Annotated in this window: 18 protein-coding genes; 14 read left to right on the top strand and 4 right to left on the bottom strand. The window is 75.8% G+C overall.

The window, feature by feature from the left end:
- The first annotated feature begins 130 nt into the window (after positions 1-130).
- From AC2TDM_RS09845 to pyk, 14 genes are all read left to right on the top strand, one after another.
- On the top strand, positions 131-1930 hold the full coding sequence (locus AC2TDM_RS09845; RefSeq protein ID WP_484636433.1) for an ABC transporter ATP-binding protein: 1800 nt from the start codon (positions 131-133) through the stop codon (positions 1928-1930).
- 116 nt (positions 1931-2046) lie between these two features.
- Positions 2047-3813 carry an ABC transporter ATP-binding protein gene (locus AC2TDM_RS09840; RefSeq protein WP_484636432.1) on the top strand — a complete coding sequence of 589 codons (1767 nt, stop codon included), beginning with the start codon at positions 2047-2049 and terminating at the stop codon, positions 3811-3813.
- 154 nt (positions 3814-3967) lie between these two features.
- Positions 3968-4360 carry a phosphoribosyl-AMP cyclohydrolase gene (gene hisI / locus AC2TDM_RS09835; protein ID WP_484636431.1) on the top strand — a complete coding sequence of 131 codons (393 nt, stop codon included), beginning with the start codon at positions 3968-3970 and terminating at the stop codon, positions 4358-4360.
- A 59-nt stretch (positions 4361-4419) separates the two neighbouring features.
- Entirely contained in the window at positions 4420-5973 is a 1554-nt protein-coding gene (locus AC2TDM_RS09830) for an anthranilate synthase component I (protein WP_484636430.1), read from the top strand.
- Positions 5970-6677, top strand: a complete 708-nt coding sequence (locus tag AC2TDM_RS09825) for a Trp biosynthesis-associated membrane protein (RefSeq protein ID WP_484634506.1) — start codon at positions 5970-5972, stop codon at positions 6675-6677. Before AC2TDM_RS09830 ends, AC2TDM_RS09825 begins: the two co-directional genes overlap by 4 nt.
- Positions 6678-6798: 121 nt before the next feature.
- A complete protein-coding gene (locus tag AC2TDM_RS09820; protein WP_090033699.1) occupies positions 6799-7116 on the top strand; it encodes an HGxxPAAW family protein in 318 nt (105 codons plus the stop codon).
- 140 nt (positions 7117-7256) lie between these two features.
- A complete protein-coding gene (locus AC2TDM_RS09815; protein ID WP_090033820.1) occupies positions 7257-7706 on the top strand; it encodes a DUF2752 domain-containing protein in 450 nt (149 codons plus the stop codon).
- A 184-nt stretch (positions 7707-7890) separates the two neighbouring features.
- Positions 7891-8703, top strand: a complete 813-nt coding sequence (trpC, locus tag AC2TDM_RS09810) for an indole-3-glycerol phosphate synthase TrpC (RefSeq protein WP_090033698.1) — start codon at positions 7891-7893, stop codon at positions 8701-8703.
- Between the two features lie 49 nt (positions 8704-8752).
- Complete coding sequence (gene trpB / locus AC2TDM_RS09805) at positions 8753-10234, top strand: tryptophan synthase subunit beta (RefSeq protein WP_484634505.1); 1482 nt, start codon at positions 8753-8755, stop codon at positions 10232-10234.
- Positions 10235-10320: 86 nt separating this feature from the next.
- Complete coding sequence (gene trpA / locus AC2TDM_RS09800; protein WP_484636429.1) at positions 10321-11124, top strand: tryptophan synthase subunit alpha; 804 nt, start codon at positions 10321-10323, stop codon at positions 11122-11124.
- Positions 11124-12119 (top strand): prolipoprotein diacylglyceryl transferase, encoded by a 996-nt coding sequence (gene lgt / locus AC2TDM_RS09795; protein ID WP_484634504.1) that lies wholly within the window; start codon positions 11124-11126, stop codon positions 12117-12119. Before trpA ends, lgt begins: the two co-directional genes overlap by 1 nt.
- Positions 12120-12250: 131 nt before the next feature.
- On the top strand, positions 12251-16807 hold the full coding sequence (gene gltB, locus AC2TDM_RS09790; RefSeq protein WP_484634503.1) for a glutamate synthase large subunit: 4557 nt from the start codon (positions 12251-12253) through the stop codon (positions 16805-16807).
- Complete coding sequence (locus AC2TDM_RS09785) at positions 16800-18284, top strand: glutamate synthase subunit beta (protein ID WP_484634502.1); 1485 nt, start codon at positions 16800-16802, stop codon at positions 18282-18284. Before gltB ends, AC2TDM_RS09785 begins: the two co-directional genes overlap by 8 nt.
- A gap of 72 nt (positions 18285-18356) precedes the next feature.
- Positions 18357-19790 carry a pyruvate kinase gene (gene pyk / locus AC2TDM_RS09780; protein WP_090033692.1) on the top strand — a complete coding sequence of 478 codons (1434 nt, stop codon included), beginning with the start codon at positions 18357-18359 and terminating at the stop codon, positions 19788-19790.
- A gap of 151 nt (positions 19791-19941) precedes the next feature.
- Here the strand turns inward: pyk and AC2TDM_RS09775 are convergent, their stop codons facing one another.
- The 4 genes from AC2TDM_RS09775 to AC2TDM_RS09760 all read right to left on the bottom strand — a co-directional run bounded on the left by AC2TDM_RS09775 (position 19942) and on the right by AC2TDM_RS09760 (position 21960).
- On the bottom strand, positions 19942-20136 hold the full coding sequence (locus AC2TDM_RS09775) for a hypothetical protein (protein WP_090033691.1): 195 nt from the start codon (positions 20134-20136) through the stop codon (positions 19942-19944).
- A 115-nt stretch (positions 20137-20251) separates the two neighbouring features.
- Positions 20252-20632, bottom strand: coding sequence for a hydroxyisourate hydrolase (gene uraH, locus AC2TDM_RS09770; protein ID WP_239078791.1), 381 nt, complete (start codon positions 20630-20632; stop codon positions 20252-20254).
- Complete coding sequence (gene uraD / locus AC2TDM_RS09765; RefSeq protein WP_484634501.1) at positions 20629-21174, bottom strand: 2-oxo-4-hydroxy-4-carboxy-5-ureidoimidazoline decarboxylase; 546 nt, start codon at positions 21172-21174, stop codon at positions 20629-20631. Before uraD ends, uraH begins: the two co-directional genes overlap by 4 nt.
- An 81-nt stretch (positions 21175-21255) precedes the next feature.
- Positions 21256-21960 (bottom strand): helix-turn-helix domain-containing protein, encoded by a 705-nt coding sequence (locus AC2TDM_RS09760; protein WP_239078792.1) that lies wholly within the window; start codon positions 21958-21960, stop codon positions 21256-21258.
- Positions 21961-22018: the final 58 nt, after the last annotated feature.

Raw genomic sequence — 22018 nt, 5'->3', positions numbered from 1 at the left:
GCCCGCCCCCCACCCGCCCCTGACCACCGCCGGCGCACCGGCGGACCCGGCGCCGACGTCCGCCGCGCGGCGCAGCCACGGCCTGACGGGGACGACCACGCGGCGGGCCGCCGCGGTCGTGTGGCGCGGGATGCGGGCGCACCCGTGGCTGTACGTCGTGGCCGTCGGCATCTCCGCGGTCTTCGGCGTCGCGACCGTCCTCGTCGGGCGGGTGCTCGGGGTCGTGACGGACCGGGTCGTCGTGCCCGCCGCGCAGGGTGACGCGGCGGCGCGGGCCCAGCTGCCCTGGGCGGGGGTCGCGCTGCTCGGCGTGGCGCTGCTGCTCGCGCTGACGGTCGCCGGACGGCGCATCTACGCCGGGCAGGGGTTCGCGGCGATCCAGGCCGACCACCGCACCGGCGTGACGCGCCAGCTCGTCCGGCTGCCCATGGCCTGGCACCGCGGCCGGCCCGCCGGGCAGCTGCTGTCGCACACGAGCGCGGACGTCGAGGCGGCGACGGCCGTGTTCAACCCGCTGCCGTTCGCGCTCGGCGTCGTCGTCATGATCGTCGTGGCCGCCGTGGGGCTCGTGCTCACCGACCCGTGGCTCGCGCTGGCCGCGCTCGTCGTCCTGCCCCTGGCGACCGGGGCGAACGTCGTCTTCCAGCGCCGCATGTCCCCGCACGTGCAGGACGCGCAGCGCCTGCGGGCGCAGGTCGCGGACGTCGCGCACGAGAGCATCGACGGCGCCGCGCTCGTCAAGGCGCTGGGCCTGCGCGAGCGGGAGGTCCGCCGCTTCTCCGGACGCGCGGACGCCCTCGCCGGGGCGAACGTCCGGGCCGGCCTCGTCCGGGCCTGGTTCGACCCGGTCATCGAGCTGCTGCCGAGCGTCGGGACGCTGCTCGTCCTGGGCGTGGGGGCCACCCGCGTCGCGGCGGGCGCCATCGGCACGGGCGACGTCGTCGGTGCGGCGTACCTGCTGACCCTCCTGGGCACGGGGGTGCGCAGCTTCGGCTGGGTGCTCGGCGACCTGCCGCGCGCGCTCGTCGGCTACGGCCGGATCGCGGACGTCCTCGACGCGACGCCCCCGGCGGCCCCCGGACGGCGGCGCTGGACGCCCGAGCGCGGCGCCGCGGCCGTCCGGATGCGCGACGTGCGCGCCGGGGTCGAGACGCCGGACGGCCCGGTCGAGATCCTGCACGGGCTCGACCTGGACGTGCCTGCCGGTCGCGTCGTCGCCGTGGTCGGGCCCACGGGCGCCGGCAAGACGACCGCCGTCTCGCTCGTCGCGGGCCTCTCGCACCCGACGACCGGGGCCGTCCTGCTCGACGGCACGGACCTGCGCGAGATCGAGCCGGCGGACGTGTCGCGGCACGTGGCGTACGTGTCGCAGCAGACCTTCGTCTTCGAGGACACCGTCCGCGGCAACGTGACGCTCGCCGACCCGGAGGACCCGGGCGCGCCCGACGACACGGCCGTCTGGGACGCGCTGCGCCTCGCGCGCGTCGACGACGTCGTCCGCGGCCTGCCCGCGGGCCTCGACACGCCGCTCGGCGAGCGCGGGGCCAACCTCTCGGGCGGCCAGCGGCAGCGCCTCGCCCTGGCGCGCGCCCTCGTCCGGAGGCCCTCGGTGCTCGTGCTCGACGACGCGACCTCGGCCGTCGACCCGCAGGTGGAGCGCGACGTGCTCACCGGGCTGCGCGAACGCGGCGGCGCCGGGCCGACCGTGCTGCTGGTCGCCTACCGGATGAGCTCCGTGCTGCTCGCGGACGAGGTCGTGCACGTGCGCGACGGTCGGGTGGTCGGGCGCGGCACCCACGCCGAGCTGCTGGCGCGCGACCCGGGGTACCGGGAGCTGGCCACGGCGTACGAGGCGGAGTCCGCCCGCCGCACGCGCGAGCAGGACGACGACGCGGGCCGCCCGCGCGCGACGGCAGGGGGACGGGCGTGACCAGCACGACGACGGGGACCCCGTCCGGGACCGCCGACGCCCCGCCCGCCGCGGGGCGGGCGCTCCCGCGCGAGGGCCGGTTCACCTCCGCGAGCGAGCTCGGCGTCGGTGCGACCCTGCGCCGGGCCGCCCAGGTCTCGCCGGAGCTCGTGCAGGGGATCTGGCTGACCCTGCTCCTCGCCGTGCTGGCGGCCGGCGGGCGCGTGCTCGTGCCCGTCGCGGTGCAGCGGGTCGTGGACGGCGCGCTGCTGGCCGACGGCGGGCCCGACCTGCCGCGGGTGTGGCGGCTCCTGGCGGCCGCGGCGGTGGGGCTCCTCGTGGCCGGCGCCTGCACCACCGCCGTCAACGGGCGCCTCATCCGGCGTGCCGAGGCCGGGCTGCGCACGCTGCGGGTCGCCGCGTTCGACCACGTCCACCGGCTGTCGGTGCTCACGCAGGGCACCGAGCGCCGCGGCGCCCTCGTGTCCCGCGTGACGTCGGACGTCGACACGATCTCGCTGTTCGTGCAGTGGGGCGGGCTCATGCTGCTCGTCTCCGTGCTGCAGGTGACGGTGGCGACCGTCCTCATGGCCGTCTACTCCTGGCAGCTCACGCTCGTCGTCTGGTGCACCTTCGTGCCGCTGGCGGTCGTGCTGCACCGCGTCCAGCCGCGGGTGAACCGCCGCTACACGCGCGTGCGCGAGCGCTACGGCGCCATGCTCGCCGCGGTGTCGGAGGCCGTGGTCGGGGCCGAGACCATCCGTGCCTACGGGGTCGCCGACCGCACGCAGCGCACGCTGGACGCCCGCATCGAGGACACGCGCGCGGCGCAGGTGCGCGCGCAGAACCTCGTCGCGACCGTCTTCTCCTCGGGGACGCTCGTGGCGACGGGCGTGCTCGCGGTGGTCGTCGTGGTCGGCACGGTGCTCGCCGCCCGCGGCGACCTCACCGTCGGGGCGCTGCTCGCGTTCCTCTTCCTCGTGCAGCTCTTCACGCAGCCCGTGCAGATGGCGACCGAGATCCTCTCGGAGCTGCAGAACGCGGTGGCCGGCTGGCGGCGCGTGCTCGGCGTCCTCGAGACCGAGGTCGACGTGCCGGAGCCGACGGACGACGAGGTCCTGCCGACGTCCACCGGTCCGGGGCGCGTCGAGCTGCGGGGCGTCTCCTACGGCTACCCCGGCGGGCCGACCGTGCTGCACGGGGTCGACCTCGACGTGGCGCCCGGCTCCTCGGTCGCCGTCGTGGGGACCACCGGGTCCGGCAAGACGACCATCGCGCGGCTCGTGGCCCGGTTCGTCGACCCGCGGGAGGGGCAGGTCCTGCTCGACGGGGTCGACGTGCGCCGGCTGCGCGACGCGGACCTGCGCCGCCGGGTCGTGCTGGTCCCGCAGGAGGGCTACCTGTTCGACGGCACCCTCGCCCAGAACGTGGCCGACGGCCTGCGCCTGGCGGCCGACGCCCCCGACGGGACGGCGCCGGGGCCCGACGACCCGCGGGTCGTGCAGGTCCTCGAGGAGCTGGGGCTCGGACCCTGGGTGGCCGGGCTGCCCGCCGGGGTGCACACGCCGGTGGGGCAGCGCGGGGAGGCGATGTCGGCGGGGGAGCGGCAGCTCGTCGCGCTCGCCCGGGCGCACGCGGCGGACGCGGACGTCCTCGTGCTCGACGAGGCCACCTCCGCGGTCGACCCGGCGACGGAGGTGGCCATCGCCCGCGCGCTGGCTCGGCTCACGGCCGGCCGCACGACGGTGACGATCGCGCACCGCCTCTCGACCGCCGAGGGCGCCGACCAGGTGGTCGTCGTCGACGCCGGCCGGGTCGTCGAGCACGGGCCGCACGCGCGGCTCGTCGCGGCCGGAGGCCGGTACGCGGCGCTGCACGCGGCGTGGGTCGCGCAGACGCGGTGAGGTGGGCGCGGGGGGTGCCGGAGGTGCGTGGGAGGATGCCGCGGTGACCGTGGACCCCACCTCGACCGACGCCCACGACCGTCCCGGCGACCCGCGCACCGACCGTCCGACCGGCAGCCCGACCGGCCACCCGACCGGCCGGTCCGCCGGCGCGCTGGACCCGGCCGTCGCCGACCGGCTGCGCCGCGACCCGTCGGGGCTCGTCGCCGCCGTCGTGCAGCAGCACGACACCCGCGAGGTGCTCATGCTGGGCTGGATGGACGACGAGGCGCTGCACCGCACGCTGACGACCGGGCGCGTGACGTTCTGGAGCCGGTCGCGCCAGGAGTACTGGCGCAAGGGCGACACGTCCGGGCACGTCCAGCTCGTGCACCGGGTCAGCCTCGACTGCGACGGCGACGCCCTGCTCGTCGAGGTCGACCAGGTGGGAGCCGCCTGCCACACGGGGACGCGGACGTGCTTCGAGGCTGGGGGCGACCTCGGTGCGGTGGTCGGAACGACGGACGTCGTCGCCGCCGGGGCCGGTGCGACGGGGGGCGTCCGGTGACGGCCGGCACGGCTCCGGGCGGGGTGCGCGCCGGGGCGCAGGCGGGCACGCCGGACGGGCTGCCCGACGAGGCGCCGGTCCACGTGCCCTGGGGCGCGACGTGGCCGGACCTGCCGACCTTCCGGCGGCTCGCCCGCGACCGGCGCGTCGTGCCCGTCGTGCGGCGCCTGCTCGCCGACGACGTGACGCCGGTGGGGCTCTTCCGCACGCTCGCGGCCGGGCGGCCCGGCACCTTCATCCTCGAGTCGGCCGAGTCGGACGGGACGTGGGGCCGGTTCTCCTTCGTCGGCGTGCGGTCGATGGCCTCGCTGACGGTCCACGAGGGCCGCGCCCGCTGGACGGGCGAGGTCCCGGCCGGCATCCCTACCGAGGGGGACGTGCTCGACGTCCTGCGCACGACGCTCGAGGTCCTGCGCACGCCGCGGATCCCCGGCCTGCCCACCCTCACGGGCGGCCTCGTCGGCTCGCTCGGCTGGGACGTCGTGCGGCACTGGGAGCCGACGCTGCCCGCGGCCGCGGTCGACGACCTCGGCGTCCCCGAGGTCGCGCTCGTGCTGGCCACGGACCTGGCCGTCGTGGACCACCACGACGGGTCGGTGTGGCTCGTCGCGGACGCGGTCAACACCGACGGCACGGACGAGCGGGTGGACGAGGCCTACGCGGACGCGCTCGCCCGCGTCGAGGCGATGCACACGGCGCTCGGGCACCCCGCGCCGCCCGCACTGGCGGCCCTCGCGGACGTGGAGGAGCCCGCGCTCGAGTTCCGCACGACCCAGGCGGAGTTCGAGGACGCGGTGCGCGCCGGGCAGCGCGCGATCCGGGACGGGGACGTCTTCCAGGTGGTGCTCTCGCAGCGGCTGGACCTCGACTGCCCGGCGGAGCCGCTGGACGTGTACCGGGTGCTGCGTACGCTCAACCCGAGCCCGTACATGTACTGCGTCCACCTCCAGGACGCGGACGGGCGCGACTTCGCGGTGGTGGGGTCCAGCCCGGAGACGCTCGTCAAGGTGGAGGCGGGGCACGTCACGACCTTCCCGATCGCCGGTTCGCGCCCGCGCGGCGCCACCCCGGAGGAGGACCGGCGGCTCGGCGACGAGGTGCTGGCCGACCCGAAGGAGCGCGCCGAGCACGTCATGCTCGTCGACCTGTCGCGCAACGACCTGGCGAAGGTGTGCGACCCCCGCTCGGTGGAGGTCGTCGAGTTCATGACGGTCCGCCGGTACTCCCACATCCAGCACATCTGCTCGACCGTGGTGGGGCGGATGCACGAGCGCGCCACGGCGCTCGACGCGTTCACGGCCACCTTCCCGGCCGGCACGCTGTCGGGGGCGCCGAAACCGCGGGCGATCGCGCTCATCGACGAGATCGAGCCGACGCGTCGCGGCACCTACGGCGGGACCGTCGGCTACTTCGACTTCGCGGGGGACATGGACATGGCCATCGCCATCCGCACGGCCCTCGTGCGGGACGGGCGCGCCAGCGTGCAGGCCGGCGCCGGGATCGTCGCCGACTCCGTCCCGGTGACCGAGTACGAGGAGTCGCGGAACAAGGCGGCCGCCGCCGTGCGGGCCGTCCAGATCGCGGCGCGCCTGCGGGGGGCGGCGCGGCCGTGACGTCCCGGGGGCGCACGAGCGTCGGCGTGCTGGCGCTGGCCGCAGCCGCCGGCCTCGTGAGCCTCGCCGGCTGGGTGCGGTCCACGGTGACCACACCGGTGGACGGCACGGTGACGCTGTCCGTCACGGGGGCGGTCGCCGCGCCGGCGGTGCCCGCCGTCGCGCTGGTGCTGGCGGCCTGCGCGCTGGCCCTGCTGCTCGTCGGGCGCGTCGGCCGCTGGCTCGTCGCCGTGGTGCTCGTGCTGGCCGGGGGCGTGCTGGCCGTGGTGTCCGACGGCGTCCGGCGCGGGGCGCAGGCGGTCGCGGAGGACGCCGCCCGCGCGCGGACCGGGGTGGACGTGCTGGCCGGCCCCGTGACCGTGTCGCCGATGGTCGAGGTGGCGGTGGTCGTCGGGGTGCTGGCGGCCCTGTCCGGGCTCGCCGTGGTGCGCTCCGGCCGCAGCTGGTCGGCGCCCTCGCGCCGCCACGAGCGGACGCAGGGGCAGCCCGGCGCGGTCGCGGACGGGCTGACCCCCGGGGGGGCGTCCGGCCCGGCGCGGGACAGGGCGGCCGGCACGACGTCGCACCGCGCGGTCCGCGGCACCCCGGCGGGGACGCAGGCCGGCGATCCCCCGACGCCGGGGAGCGCGGGCCCGGGAGCCGGGGGCGTTGCGTCACGGCCCGTCGACTGGGACGCGCTCAGCCGGGGCGAGGACCCCAGCTGACGCCGGTCCCACCCGGGACGCCCCGGTCCCCGGACCTCGGCCGACGCACGGCTCGGCTACGCTGACGGGCAGCACCTGCCCGCAGCCCGTGGGCACCCACGTCTGCACGGAGGACGCCACCATGGCCGACAACTCGCTGGCGCACCGCGCGCAGAACGCCACCCGCACGGAGGCCGTCCACCTGCCGCCCGTCGCCCCGGCGACCAACCACGGCAGCACGGTCGCGGCCTGGACGACGGTGTACGGGATCCTCGCGGGCGCGGTCCTGGCCTCGCTCGGCGTCATGTTCGCGCTCGTCTGGCTGTTCTGGGTGGGCATGGGCGTCGTCGTCGTCGCCCTCCTCGTCGGCTTCGCCCTGCGCCGTGCGGGGTTCGGGCAGGGCGGGGAGAAGACGAAGGCCAAGGCGGAGGCGGCACGCCGCGAGGGCCGCGGCCACTGACGTCGGACCCGCGACGGGACGTCCGCGCGACGCCGGCGGCGACCGTCGTGGACGCCTCGGGCCGGTCGCGGGACGCGCTGGTGATCCGCCGAGGGGACGGCCGGACGGAGCCCACGGCCCCACGCGGCCGCGGGGCACGGGTGCGCGACCCGCTGGTCCTCGGCGGGCTGGCGGTGGCGGGCACGCTGGCCGTCGCGCTCCTCGACCCGCGGTCCTCCGGCGTCTGGCCCGCGTGCCCGCTGCTGTCCCTGACGGGCCTGGCCTGCCCGCTGTGCGGCGGCCTGCGGGCGGTCCACGACCTCGCGCACGGCGACGTCGCCGGGGCGTGGGGGAGCAACCCGCTGCTCGTCGCGCTCGTCGTGCCCGTCGTCCTCGCATGGCTGGCCTGGACGGTGCGCCAGGGGCGAGCGCCCCGCGACGGGCGGCCGACGCGGGTGCCCCCCGGCGGCCGGGGCCCGGACGTCACGCCGGGCCACGGGACCCTCGGGGCGACCGCCCGGCGGGCCCTCGGGCCCGTGCTGCTGGTGGTTCTCCTCGTCTTCGGGGTGCTCCGCAACGTCCCGGCGCTGGCGGGTGCGCTGGGGCCCTGACCTGCGGCACCGGCTCCGGCTGAGGGATGCAGCGGTGGGCGTCGTCCGGACGTGTCGGACGACGCCCGTACGATGAGCGCGAGTGCGGCACCGTCGTCGGGCCGGTCGCGGACGGTCGCGAGCCGGAGGGCGGGTCGCGGCAGACGGACGGACGGTGCCAGCGCCGCTCGCGGGAAGGGGTCCGATGACCGTTCTGGACGACATCGTCGCCGGTGTGCGGGAGGACCTCGCGGTGCGCGAGGCGGCCACCCCGCTGGACCGGCTCAAGGAGCTCGCCGCCCGCCGGCAGTCGGCCACGGGCTGCCGTGACCGCCTCAAGCAGGAGGACGCCGTCACCGTCATCGCCGAGGTGAAGCGGTCGAGCCCCAGCAAGGGCCCCCTGGCGACCATCGGGGACCCGGCCGCCCTCGCCGTGGAGTACGAGCGCGGTGGCGCCACGGCGATCTCGGTGCTCACCGAGCAGCGGCGGTTCGGCGGGTCGCTGGCCGACCTCGACGCGGTGCGTGCGGCCGTGGACTGCCTCGTCCTGCGCAAGGACTTCGTCGTCACGCCCTACCAGGTGTGGGAGGCCCGCGCCCACGGCGCCGACCTCGTCCTGCTCATCGTCGCGGCGCTGGAGCAGACGGTGCTGGAGTCCCTGGTGGACCGGGTGCACTCCCTCGGCATGACCGCCCTCGTGGAGGTCCACGACGAGGAGGAGGTCGCCCGCGCGGTCGACGCCGGCGCGTCGGTCATCGGCGTCAACGCCCGCGACCTGCGCACCCTCGACGTAGACCGCACGACGTTCATGCGCCTCGCGCCGTCCATCCCGTCGGACGTGGTGAAGATCGCCGAGTCGGGTGTGCGGGGGCCGCGCGACGTCATGGAGTACGCCCGCGCGGGAGCGGACGCCGTCCTGGTGGGCGAGGCGCTCGTGACCGACGACGCGCCGCGCCAGTCCGTCGCCGACCTCGTCGCCGCGGGGTCGCACCCGTCCCTGCGCGCCGTGCGCCAGTAGCCGTCCGCCGGTCGTCGGCGCCACCCGCAGCACCACGGAGCAGGAGAGCATGAGCCAGACCCAGCAGGCCGCCGTCCAGCGAGCGGGCGCCGAGGCCGTCGGGACGACGGACGGCGGCACGACGACGCCCGACGCGCCACCGGCGACGCAGGCAGTGCCGACGGCACCGCCGACCGCACCGCACGGCGGCGCGTCCATCGGTGCCGACGACGCCTCGCGGGCGGTGACGGACGGGCAGGCCGCCCCTCGGGTGCCCGTGCGCGCGACCGGCCCGCTCGCCACCCAGCAGGGCCCCTACTTCGGGGAGTTCGGGGGCCGGTTCGTGCCGGAGGCGCTCGTCGCCGCGCTCGACGAGCTCGACGAGCGGTACCACGCCGCCCTCGCCGACCCGACGTTCCACGCGGAGCTGTCGCGGCTGCACCGCACCTACACCGGCCGCCCCAACCCGGTCACGGAGGTCCCGCGGTTCGCGGCCCACGTCGGGGAGGGGGTGCGGGTCCTGCTCAAGCGCGAGGACCTCAACCACACGGGCTCGCACAAGATCAACAACGTGCTCGGGCAGGCGCTGCTGGTCAAGCGCATGGGCAAGACGCGTGTCATCGCCGAGACCGGGGCCGGTCAGCACGGCGTCGCCACGGCGACGGCGGCCGCGCTCCTGGACCTCGAGTGCGTCGTCTACATGGGCGAGGAGGACACGCGCCGGCAGGCGCTCAACGTCGCGCGCATGCGGCTGCTCGGCGCCGAGGTCGTCGCCGTGCAGAACGGCTCGCGCACCCTCAAGGACGCCATCAACGAGGCGCTGCGGGACTGGGTGGCCTCCGTCGACACGACCCACTACCTGCTGGGCACCGTCACGGGCCCGCACCCGTTCCCCGAGATGGTCCGCGACTTCCACTCCGTCATCGGCGAGGAGGCGCGCGCCCAGGTGCTCGACGCCGTCGGGCGGCTGCCCGACGCCGTGCTGGCGTGCGTGGGCGGCGGCTCCAACGCCATGGGCATCTTCAACGCGTTCCTCGACGACCCCGAGGTGCGGCTGTTCGGGTTCGAGGCGGGCGGCGAGGGCGTCACCTCCGGCCTGCACGCGGCGCGGTTCTCCGGCGGCAGCCCCGGCGTGCTGCAGGGCACCCGCTCGTTCGTCCTGCAGGACGAGGACGGCCAGACGCGCGCGAGCCACTCCGTCTCCGCCGGCCTCGACTACCCGAGCGTCGGCCCCGAGCACGCCTGGCTGCACAGCATCGGCCGCGTCGACTACCGGCCCGTCACCGACGCCGAGGCGATGGAGGCGTTCCGGCTCCTGTGCCGCACCGAGGGCATCATCCCGGCCATCGAGTCGGCGCACGCCCTGGCCGGGGCCGTGCAGGTGGGGCGTGAGGTGGCGGCCGCCCGCGCCGCCGACGGGGCCACGGACGAGACGGTCCTGCTGGTGAACCTCTCCGGCCGCGGGGACAAGGACGTCGCGACGGCGGCCGCCTGGTTCGACCTCATCGACGACGAGGAGCCGCTGCACGCGGGCGAAGGGGAGCAGCTGTGAGCACGACGACCGGCACGACGACGCGCACGCCGTCGGGCACGACGACCGGCACGCGCCCCTCGTCGACGGGCGCCCGCCTCGACGCGCTGGCCGCCGGCACGGACGGCACCCCCGGCCGGGCCGCGCTCGTCGGCTACCTGCCGGTCGGGTTCCCCGACGTGCCCGGGTCGGTCGAGGCGGTCCGGACGATGGTCGCCGCGGGCGTCGACGTGGTCGAGCTCGGGATGCCGTACTCCGACCCGCTCATGGACGGACCGGTCATCCAGCACGCGGTGGAGCGGGCGCTGGCCGGCGGCACCCGCGTGCGCGACACGCTGCGCGCGGTCGAGCAGGTCGCGGACGCCGGCGCCCCCGTGCTCGTCATGACGTACTGGAACCTCGTCCTGCGCTACGGCGTCGAGGCGTGGGCACGCGACCTCGCGGCCGCCGGCGGCGCGGGCCTCATCACGCCGGACCTCGTGCCCGACGAGGGTGCCGACTGGTTGGCCGCCGCGGACGAGCACGGCCTCGACCGCGTGTTCCTCGTCGCGCCGAGCTCGACGCCGGAGCGCCTGGCGTCCACCGTCGCCGCCTCGCGCGGCTTCGTGTACGCCGCCTCCACGATGGGCGTGACCGGCGTGCGCGCCGAGGTCGGGTCCCAGGCCGAGCGGCTGGTCGAGGACACCCGGGCAGCCGGGGCCGCACGCGTGTGCGTCGGGCTGGGCGTCTCGACGCCGGCGCAGGCGGCCGAGGTCGCCGCCTACGCCGACGGCGTCATCGTCGGCTCCGCGCTGGTGCGCGCGCTGGCCGACGCGGAGACCACCACCGGCGGCCTCGCCGCGCTGGAGGCGGTGACGGCGGGCCTCGCCGAGGGCGTGCGCGCGGCGGCCACCGCCCGCGGCGACCGGTGATGCCCCTCGCGGCGTGGGCCGGCGCGCTGCCGGCCGCCATCCCGAGCCCGTCCCAGGGGGTGTGGCACCTCGGGCCGCTGCCCCTGCGGGCGTACGCGCTGTGCATCCTCGCGGGCATCGTCGCCGCGACGCTGCTCACGCAGCGGCGCTGGGCCGCCCGCGGCGGCAAGCCCGAGCAGGTGCTCGACATCGCGTTCTGGGCGGTGCCGTTCGGCATCGTCGGCGGGCGGCTCTACCACGTCGTGTCCTCGCCGGACGCCTACTTCGGGCCCGGCGGCGACCCCTGGCGGGCGTTCGCGATCTGGGAGGGCGGCCTCGGCATCTGGGGGGCCATCGCCCTCGGGGCGGTCGGTGCCTGGATCGGCTGCCGACGTGCGGGCGTACGGCTGCCGCCGTTCGCGGACGCGCTCGCGCCGGGGCTGCTCGTCGCCCAGGCGGTCGGACGGCTCGGCAACTGGTTCAACCAGGAGCTCTTCGGCGGCCCGACGACGCTGCCCTGGGGGCTGCGCATCGACGACGCGCACCTGCCGGCCGGGTACGACAGCGGGACGCTGTTCCACCCGACCTTCCTCTACGAGCTGCTGTGGAACCTGGCGGCCGCCGTGGTGCTCGTCGTGGTCGACCGTCGTCGCCGGCTCGGCCACGGGCGCGTGTTCTGGCTGTACGTGGCGCTGTACACGGCCGGGCGTCTCTGGATCGAGCTGCTGCGCATCGACGCCGCGGAGACGGTCCTGGGGCAACGGCTCAACGTCTGGGTCGCCGCCCTGGTGTGCCTGGGGGCGCTGGTAGCCTTCGCGCTCGTCGGCCGTCGGCACCCCGACCGCGACACCGAGGTCCTGCGCCCCGCACCCGGGCAGCCGCAGGACCGCGAGCACGATCCCGAGCAGGACGTCGAGCAGCACGTCGAGCAGGACCCCGGGGCCGCCGTGCCGGCCACGGGGACGCAGGCCGGTCAGGCCGCCGGCTCCGCGGACGGACCCCTCGGGTCGCGCTGAGAGCCCCCGCCGGGACGACCCGGTCGAGCCCCTGTGCGTGGCCGTATAGTCGCCTGCACACAGGTGGGCCGACGACGTCCCCGCGATCCCCTTGCACAGCTGGACCTCGTGGGGTCCGTGAGGACGGTGCCATGTCGACGACGCCCGCGAGCCCCCCGGGGCTCGTCCCGGGAGCCCAGGGTCTCTACGACCCCGCGGCCGAGCACGACGCGTGCGGCTTCGCGTTCGTCGCGACGCTGCGCGGCACGCCGGGGCGCGACATCGTCGACGCCGGGCTGACCGCGCTGCTCAACCTCGACCACCGCGGCGCCGTCGGCGCCGAGATCGACTCCGGCGACGGTGCGGGCATCCTCACGCAGATCCCCGACGCCTTCCTGCGGGACGTCGTCGACGCGGAGCTGCCGCCGGTCGGCCAGTACGCGATCGGCATGGCGTTCCTGCCCGCCGACGAGGCCGCCCGCGCGGAGGCCTGCCGCCGCATCGACGCGATCGCGGCGGAGGAGAAGCTCGACGTCCTGGCGTGGCGCGACGTGCAGGTGACCGCCGACCTCGTCGGGCCCACGGCTCGCGCGTCCATGCCCGCGTTCCGCCAGCTCGTCGTCGCCGACCCGTCCCGCGCCCTGGCGGGTCTGGACCTCGACCGGCGCGCCTTCCGCCTGCGGCGCCGTGCCGAGCGCGAGGCGGGCGTCTACTTCGCGTCCCTGTCCTCCCGGACGCTCACCTACAAGGGCATGCTCACCACCGCGCAGCTCGAGCCGTTCTTCGCCGACCTCTCGGACCCGCGCTACGCCTCCGAGCTCGCGCTGGTGCACTCGCGCTTCTCGACGAACACGTTCCCCTCCTGGCCGCTCGCGCAGCCCATGCGGCTCATCGCGCACAACGGCGAGATCAACACCGTGCGCGGCAACCGCAACTGGGTCGCCGCGCGCGAGGGCCGGCTGGCCTCCGAGGCGCTCGGCGACCTGGCGCCGCTGCTGCCCGTCTGCACGCCCGGGGGCTCGGACTCCGGCTCCTTCGACGAGGTGCTCGAGCTCCTCCACCTGGCGGGGCGGTCCCTGCCGCACGCGATCCTCATGATGGTCCCGGAGGCGTGGGAGAACCACGCGACGATGGACCCGGCGCGGCGTGCCTTCTACGAGTACCACTCGACGCTCATGGAGCCGTGGGACGGCCCGGCCGCGCTGACCTTCACCGACGGCACGCTCATCGGCTCGCTGCAGGACCGCAACGGCCTGCGCCCCGGACGGTTCTGGGTCACGGAGGACGGGCTCGTCGTGTGCGCGTCGGAGGCGGGCGTCCTCGACCTCGACCCGGCGACGATCGTGCAGAAGGGCCGGCTCGAGCCGGGCCGCATGTTCCTCGTCGACACGGGCACGGGCCGCATCGTCGCCGACGACGAGGTCAAGGGGCAGCTCGCCGCCCAGAAGCCCTACGCGCAGTGGGTGCAGGAGAACTCCGTCTTCCTCGAGCAGCTGCCCGAGCGCGAGCACGTCGCGCACTCGGCCGCCTCCGTACGCCGGCGCCAGCGCGCCTTCGGGTACACCGAGGAGGAGCTCAAGGTCATCCTCGGCCCCATGGGCGCCACCGGCGCCGAGCCGCTGGGCGCCATGGGTTCCGACACCCCGGTGGCCGTGCTGTCCTCGCGCCCGCGGCTGCTGTTCGACTACTTCACGCAGATGTTCGCGCAGGTGACGAACCCGCCGCTCGACGCGATCCGCGAGGAGCTCGTCACCTCGATCGGCGGGGCGATCGGTCCCGAGCCGAACCTGCTCGTCGACGGGCCGGAGCACGCCCGCAAGCTCGTGCTGCCGTTCCCCGTGCTCGACAACGACCAGCTCGCGAAGATCGTGCACGTCCAGCGCGAGCCGCGGTACGGCTTCCGCTCGACGATCATCCGCGGGCTCTACCGGGCCTCCGGCGGCGGCGAGGTCCTCGAGGCGCGCCTCGAGGAGATTTTCGCCGAGGTCGACGCCGCGATCGCGGACGGCGTGAGCTTCCTCGTGCTGTCCGACCGCAACTCCGACGCCGAGCTCGCGCCGATCCCGTCGCTGCTCCTCCTGTCGGCGGTGCACCACCACACCCTGCGCCGGCACACGCGCACGCAGGTCTCGCTCGTCGTCGAGGCCGGCGACGTGCGCGAGGTGCACCACGTCGCGCTGCTCATCGGCTACGGCGCGGCCGCGGTCAACCCGTACCTCGCCATGGAGACGGTCGAGGACATGGCGCGCTCCGGCTACCTGCAGGTGGAGCCGGAGAAGGCGGTCGCCAACCTCATCAAGGGCCTCGGCAAGGGCGTCCTCAAGGTCATGTCGAAGATGGGCATCTCGACGATCGCCTCCTACCGCGGGGCGCAGGTCTTCGAGGCCATCGGCCTGTCCCAGCCCTTCGTCGACAAGTACTTCACCGGCACGACGAGCCGGCTCGGCGGCATCGGGCTCGACGTCGTCGCGGCCGAGGTCGCGGCGCGTCACGCCGACGCCTACCCCGCGTCGGGCAACCGCCAGGCGCACCAGCGCCTCGCCTCCGGCGGCGAGTACCAGTGGCGGCGGGACGGGGAGGACCACCTCTTCGACCCCGAGACGGTGTTCCGCCTGCAGCACGCCACGCGCTCGCGCCAGTACGACGTGTTCCGCGAGTACACCGACCGCGTCGACGGGCAGTCCGAGCGGCTCATGACCCTGCGCGGGCTCCTGCAGCTGCGCGAGGGCGTCCTGCCGCCCGTGCCGGTCGAGGAGGTCGAGCCGGTCAGCGAGATCGTAAAGCGCTTCCAGACCGGCGCCATGTCCTACGGCTCCATCTCCGCCGAGGCGCACGAGACGCTCGCGATCGCCATGAACCGGCTCGGCGGCCGCTCGAACACGGGCGAGGGCGGCGAGGAGAGCGAGCGCCTGCACGACCCGGAGCGCCGGTCGGCGATCAAGCAGGTCGCCTCGGGCCGCTTCGGCGTCACCAGCGAGTACCTCACCTTCGCCGACGACATCCAGATCAAGCTCGCCCAGGGCGCCAAGCCCGGCGAGGGCGGCCAGCTGCCCGGCCACAAGGTGTACCCGTGGATCGCGCGGACCCGGCACTCCACGCCGGGCGTCGGCCTCATCTCGCCGCCCCCGCACCACGACATCTACTCCATCGAGGACCTCAAGCAGCTCATCCACGACGTCAAGAACGCCAACCCGTCCGCCCGGGTGCACGTCAAGCTCGTCAGCGAGTTCGGCGTGGGCACGGTCGCGGCCGGCGTGGCCAAGGCGCACGCGGACGTCGTCCTCATCGCGGGCCACGACGGCGGCACGGGCGCGAGCCCGCTGACGTCGCTCAAGCACGCGGGGACGCCGTGGGAGATCGGCCTGGCCGAGACGCAGCAGACCCTCGTCCTCAACGATCTGCGCGACCGCGTGAGCGTCCAGGTCGACGGCCAGCTCAAGACCGGCCGCGACGTCGTCATCGGCGCGCTGCTGGGCGCCGAGGAGTTCGGGTTCGCGACCGCGCCGCTCGTCGTGTCGGGCTGCGTCATGATGCGCGTCTGCCACCTCGACACCTGCCCGGTGGGCGTGGCCACGCAGAACCCCGAGCTGCGCGCGCGCTTCACGGGCAAGCCGGAGTTCGTCGTGACGTTCTTCGAGTTCCTGGCCCAGCAGGTGCGCGAGTACCTGGCGGCCCTCGGCCTGCGCTCGGTGCAGGAGGCCGTCGGGCGGGTGGACCTGCTCGACGCGCGCCAGGCGGTGGACCACTGGAAGGCCGCCGGGCTCGACCTGTCGCCGGTGCTCGCCGCGCCGGAGCCCGCCGAGGGCTCCACGCTGCACCGGTCCCGCTCGCAGGACCACGGCCTGGAGCGGGCGCTCGACCAGCAGCTCATCCGGCTGTCGGCCGACGCCCTCGAGCGCGGGGAGCCCGTCCGCATCGACCTGCCCGTGCGCAACGTCAACCGCACCGTCGGGACGATGCTCGGCCACGAGGTCACGCGCCGGCACGGCGGCGACGGGCTGCCCCCGGGCACCATCGACATCGCGCTGACCGGCTCGGCCGGGCAGTCGTTCGGCGCGTTCCTGCCGCGCGGCATCACGCTGCGGCTGCAGGGCGACGCGAACGACTACGTCGGCAAGGGCCTGTCCGGCGGCCGGATCGTCGTGCGGCCCGACCGCAGCGCGCAGCTGGCCCCGCACCGCAACGTCGTGGCCGGGAACGTCATCGGCTACGGCGCGACGAGCGGCGAGGTCCTGCTCTCGGGCCTGGCCGGCGAGCGCTTCGCCGTCCGCAACTCGGGCGCCACGCTCGTCGTGGAGGGCGTGGGCGACCACGGGCTGGAGTACATGACCGGCGGCACCGTGCTGGTCCTGGGCCCGACGGGCCGCAACCTCGGCGCCGGCATGTCCGGCGGGACGGCCTACGTGCTCGACCTCGTGCACGGGCAGCTGAACCTCCAGTCCGCGGGCGGCGAGCTCGCGCTGGACCCGCTGGACGACGAGGACGCCGCGACGGTCGAGCGCCTGCTGCGCCTGCACGCCGAGGAGACCGGCTCGCAGGTCGCGACCGCGCTGCTCGACGACGCCGCCGGCTGGCGGCACCGCTTCACCCGGCTGCTGCCGCTGGAGTACGCGCGCATCCGCCGCGCCCTGGACGAGGCGGCGCAGCGCGGCCTCGACCCGATGGCGCCGGGTGCCTGGAACGAGATCCTGGAGCTGGCGCATGGCTGACCCGAGGGGGTTCCTCCGGACGCGGGAGCGCGAGCTCCCGCCGAGCCGGCCGGTCCCCGTGCGACTCATGGACTGGCGCGAGGTGCACGAGCACCTCGCGGTCCGCCCGTCGCAGGACCCCGTGCTCAACCGCCAGGCGGGGCGCTGCATGGACTGCGGCATCCCGTTCTGCCACAACGGCTGCCCGCTGGGGAACCTCATCCCCGAGTGGAACGACCTCGTCTGGCGCGGCCAGTGGGACGAGGCCATCGAGCGGCTCCACGCCACGAACAACTTCCCGGAGTTCACCGGCCGCATCTGCCCCGCCCCGTGCGAGTCGGCGTGCGTGCTCGGGATCAACCAGCCCTCGGTGACGATCAAGCAGGTCGAGGTCTCGATCATCGACGAGGCGTTCGCCGCGGGGCTCGTCGCGCCGCAGGTGCCGCAGCGGCTCACCGGTCACACGGTGGCGGTCGTCGGGTCCGGCCCCGCCGGGCTGGCCGCTGCGCAGCAGCTCACGCGCGCGGGGCACACGGTGGCGGTCTACGAGCGGGACGACGCCATCGGCGGCCTGCTGCGCTACGGCGTGCCGGACTTCAAGCTGGAGAAGCACCACATCGACCGCCGGCTGGCGCAGATGGAGGCCGAGGGCACCCGGTTCCGCCCGGGTGTCCACGTGGGTGTCGACGTGAGCTGGGAGCAGCTGCGGGCGCGGTACGACGCCGTCGTCATCGCGACGGGCGCCACGGTGCCGCGCGCGCTGCGCGTGCCGGGCAACGAGCTCGCGGGCGTGCACATGGCGATGGACTTCCTCACGCCGGCCAACAAGGTCGTCGCGGGGCGCCTCGACCGGACGCCGATCTCCGCCGAGGGCCTGCACGTCGTCGTCATCGGCGGCGGCGACACCGGGTCGGACTGCGTCGGCACCGCTCTGCGCCAGGGGGCCGCGTCCGTGCGGACGCTCGCCATCGGCAAGCGGCCGCCGGAGGAGCGCCCGGAGGGCCAGCCGTGGCCCATGGACCCCGTCGTCTACGAGATCTCCAGCTCCTACGAGGAGGGCGGCGAGCGCGAGTTCCTCGCCTCGACCGTGGCGTTCCTCGGCGGGGAGGGCGACGACGCCGGGCACGTGCGCACCCTGCGCATGGCCCGCACGGAGTACCGCCCGGACGGCTCGCGCGTGCCGACCCCCGGCACGGAGCAGGACCTGCCGGCGGACCTCGTGCTCGTCGCCATGGGGTTCACGGGGCCCGAGACGGAGGCCGCGGTCGCCCAGCTCGGGCTCGAGGTCACCTCGCGCGGCGCGTTCGCGCGGCGCGACGACTTCGCCACCGCGCTGCCCGGCGTCTTCGTCGCAGGGGACGCCGGTCGCGGGCAGTCGCTCATCGTGTGGGCGATCGCGGAGGGCCGGGCGGCGGCGGCCGCCGTCGACGAGCACCTGTCCGGCTGCACGGAGCTGCCCGCGCCGGTGCGCGCCAGCACCGTCGCGCTGCGTCCCTGAGGCACGGCGACGGGCGTCCCACCGTGGGACGTCCGTCCCGGTCCGGGGGACGCGGTGGCATACGCTCTGAACATGCGTAGAGCGAAGATCGTCTGCACCATCGGTCCGGCGACCGAGTCCCCCGAGCAGATCCAGGCGCTGGTCGACGCGGGCATGGACGTGGCCCGCATCAACCGCAGCCACGGCGACACCGAGGCCCACACGCGCGTCTACGAGAACGTCCGGGCCGCGGCCCAGGCGTCCGGCCGCTCGGTGGCGGTCCTCGTCGACCTGCAGGGCCCGAAGATCCGACTCGGGCGGTTCGTCGAGGGCAAGCACGACCTCGCGGTGGGGGACGTCTTCACCATCACGACCGAGGACGTCGAGGGCACGAAGGAGCTCGTCTCGACGACCCACAAGGGCCTGCCGGGCGACGCCCGCGTCGGCGACCCGATCCTCATCGACGACGGCAAGGTGCTCGTGCGCGTCACCGCGGTCGAGGGCCCGCGCGTCGTCACCCGCGTCGAGGTGGCCGGTCCCGTCTCGAACAACAAGGGCCTCAACCTGCCCGGCGTCGCGGTGTCCGTCCCCGCGATGAGCGACAAGGACGAGGAGGACCTGCGCTGGGCGCTGCGCATCGGCGCGGACATCATCGCGCTGTCCTTCGTCCGCACCGCGGCCGACTACGACGACGTGCGCCGGATCATGGACGAGGAGGGGCGCGTCGTCCCCGTGGTCGCCAAGGTCGAGAAGCCGCAGGCGGTGGAAAACCTCTCCGAGATCGTCGCCGCCTTCGACGGCATCATGGTCGCCCGCGGCGACCTGGGCGTGGAGCTGCCGCTCGAGCAGGTGCCGCTCGTGCAGAAGCGCGCCGTCGAGCTGGCCCGCCGCAACGCGAAGCCCGTCATCGTCGCCACGCAGGTGCTCGAGTCGATGATCACGAACCCGCGGCCCACCCGCGCCGAGGCCTCGGACTGCGCCAACGCGGTGCTCGACGGCGCCGACGCGGTCATGCTGTCGGGGGAGACGTCGGTCGGCGACTACCCGATCGAGGCCGTCCGCACGATGGCGCGGATCATCGAGAGCACCGAGGAGCTGGGTCGGGAGCGCATCGCGCCCCTGGGCTCCACGCCGCACACCCGCGGTGGCGCGATCACGCGGGCGGCCGCCGAGATCGGCGGGGTGCTCGACGTGAAGTACCTCGTCACGTTCACGCAGTCCGGCGACTCCGCCCGCCGCATGTCCCGGCTGCGCTCGGCCATCCCGCTGCTGGCCTTCACGCCCATCGAGGCCGTGCGCAACGTGCTGTCCCTGTCGTGGGGTGTGAAGACCTACCAGGTCCCGCACGTGGAGAACACGGACGCGATGGTCAACCACGTGGACGAGACGCTGCAGCGCGAGGGCCTGGCGGAGGTCGGCGACTACGTCGTCGTCGTCGCGGGGACGCCAGTGGGCGTCGTGGGGTCGACGAACACGATCCTCGTGCACAAGATCGGCGACGAGAACTCGGCCGGCCGCATCGCCTGACGCGGCTGCCCCGCACGGTCGGGCAGGACGACGACGCCGCCCCCGGGAGGAGGACTCCCGGGGGCGGCGTCGTCGTGCGTGGCCGTCGTGCGGCCGTCGTGCGGCCGTCGTGCGGCCGTCGTGCGGCGGCCGTGCGGCGGCCGTGCGCTGCTCAGGTCGTGCGCGGGTTGAGCATGTCCGGGTCGGCGTCCGGGTCGCCCGAGCTGTCGCCGCCCGACGCCTCGCCCCCCGTGCGGGGGTTCAGCATGCCGGGGTCCGCGTCCGGGTCGTCCGCGGTGCCGACCTCGTCGGAGGTGGGCAGGTCCTGGTCCTGGTCGCCGGCGGTGCCGGTGGTGTCCTCGCTCATGGTCCGAGCGTGGCACCGGCACGGGCGTGCCGCACGCCGACGGGGGCGCGGGACCGGTCGTCCGCCGTCCCGTGCCTGTCCTCCCGCCCTGCCGGCCGTCCTGCCAGTGGTCCCCTCAGCTGCCGCGGTACGTCGAGTAGGCGTACGGGCTCAGCAGCAGCGGCACGTGCAGGTGGGCCGTCCGCGCGGGACCGGGCGCGTCGAGGGCCGGCACCTCCTCGGTGGCCGGGACCGTGAAGGCCACCGTCACGGCCGGGTAGAAGGTGTCCACGGCGAGCGCCGCGTAGTAGGCGCCCGTCTCGAACGTGAGCGACCAGGTGCCGGGTGCGAGGGCCGGGGGGCCGAGCTCGCCGACGCGCCCGTCGGCGTCGGTGACGGCGGTCGCCACGACCGTGCCGTCCGGGGCTGTGAGGCGGACCGTGACGCCGACGGCGGGCCGGCCGCGGGAGCCGTCGAGCACGTGGGTCGTCACGTGGCTGCGCACCGTGCCCGTCACGGGGCCACCGCCGGTGCGGGCGTGGCGGCCGGTGCGGCGGCCGCAGCGGCCGTGAGGGAGGTCCGCAGCCGGAGGAGGGCGATCTGCCGGAGCTGGTCCGCGACCTCGGCGCTCTCCTCGTCGGGGTCGGCGTCGAGGCGCCGCCGCAGGTGGGCGAGGATTTCCTCCGGCGTGCGCCCGGCGGCCCGGATGAGGAAGACGCGGTCGAAGCGGCGCTCGTAGGCGGCGTTCCCCGCGGCGAGGGCCTCGGTCACGGACGTGTCGGCACGGGCCACCGCGGCCTGCTCCCGGCGCGACGCCGCCGCCCCGGCGTCCTCCCCGACGGGCCGCTCGCCGATGCGCGGGTGGTGGGCGAGCGCGGCCTCCACCTCCGCGCGGGTCCAGGTGCGGGCGAGCGCATCGGCGCGGGCGGCGAGTGCTTCCAGGTCGCCCCAGGGGCGGCCGGCGACGAGGGCGTCGACCCAGGACGGCACGGCCGCCCACACGCCGGCCGCCGCGCGCGCCTCGTCCGGGGGAGCGGTGTCGAACTCGCTGAGGTCCACGGCGGCGACGGTAGCGGCCGGACGGCACCGGGCCGTGACGGCGGTGTGACCGGCACGTGTCCGGGACGCGGTCCCCGGACCTCAGGCCGGCGGCGCGGTGGCCGGTGCGCGCAGGGCGGGGTGCTCCTCGAGACCCGGGTGCACGATGAGCCACGTCGCCACAGCCGTCTCCGTGCCGCGGTTGCTCAGCCGGTGCGGGGTGCGGCAGCTGTAGGACACGGAGTCGCCGGGGCGCAGGACGACGCGCTCGTCGGGCAGGTCGAGCGTGAGCTCGCCGGCGGTCACCGTGCCGATCTCGTAGCCGCGGTGGGCGAGCAGCTCGTCGGCGTCCCCGGCCGTCGCACCGGGCGGGTAGGTCGACTCGAAGAAGTCGACGTCGTGGACGGGCCCGGGGGACAGGCGGCGGAAGGTCACGCCGCCGGCCAGCGTGACGGCGGGCTGCTCGACGGCCCGGCGGACGACGGCCTGCCCGGCGCCGTGCAGGCCGTGGTCGTCCGCCGTGGCCGAGGCCCCGCCCGCCGGTACGTCCCGCGGCAGCGTCGGCGGCCCCCCGGCGCTGGCGAAGACGTCGACGAGCGAGGCGTCCAGCGCGGTGACGAGCGAGAAGAGGCGGTGCACCGACGGGCGGAGCACGCCGCGCTCGATCTGCGACACGGCGCTCGTCGAGATGCCGGTGCGCCCGGCGACGTCCCGCAGGGTCAGGCCGGCGGACTCCCGCAGCGCCCGCAGCCGGCTGCCGAGCACCTCCGCGTCGAAGCCCTCGAGCGCCGCGACCTCGTCGAGCACCGTCCCGCCTCCCCTCGCCGCCGTGCCGGCCCTCTGCCGCTGCCGTGCCGCTGCCGTG

The organism is Cellulomonas sp. plas2, assembly GCF_057221735.1.
This window is presented reverse-complemented; position numbering and strand designations above follow the sequence as displayed.

What these genes read in the sequence shown, in the direction of transcription:
- trpB (WP_484634505.1), top strand. Translation starts at nt 8,753, where the DNA reads ATGAGCCAGACCCAGCAGGCCGCCGTCCAGCGAGCGGGCGCCGAGGCC.
- AC2TDM_RS09820 (WP_090033699.1), top strand. Translation starts at nt 6,799, where the DNA reads ATGGCCGACAACTCGCTGGCGCACCGCGCGCAGAACGCCACCCGCACG.
- AC2TDM_RS09775 (WP_090033691.1), bottom strand. Translation starts at nt 20,136, where the DNA reads ATGAGCGAGGACACCACCGGCACCGCCGGCGACCAGGACCAGGACCTG.
- trpC (WP_090033698.1), top strand. Translation starts at nt 7,891, where the DNA reads ATGACCGTTCTGGACGACATCGTCGCCGGTGTGCGGGAGGACCTCGCG.
- AC2TDM_RS09845 (WP_484636433.1), top strand. Translation starts at nt 131, where the DNA reads ATGCGGGCGCACCCGTGGCTGTACGTCGTGGCCGTCGGCATCTCCGCG.
- AC2TDM_RS09785 (WP_484634502.1), top strand. Translation starts at nt 16,800, where the DNA reads ATGGCTGACCCGAGGGGGTTCCTCCGGACGCGGGAGCGCGAGCTCCCG.
- pyk (WP_090033692.1), top strand. Translation starts at nt 18,357, where the DNA reads ATGCGTAGAGCGAAGATCGTCTGCACCATCGGTCCGGCGACCGAGTCC.
- lgt (WP_484634504.1), top strand. Translation starts at nt 11,124, where the DNA reads ATGCCCCTCGCGGCGTGGGCCGGCGCGCTGCCGGCCGCCATCCCGAGC.
- gltB (WP_484634503.1), top strand. Translation starts at nt 12,251, where the DNA reads ATGTCGACGACGCCCGCGAGCCCCCCGGGGCTCGTCCCGGGAGCCCAG.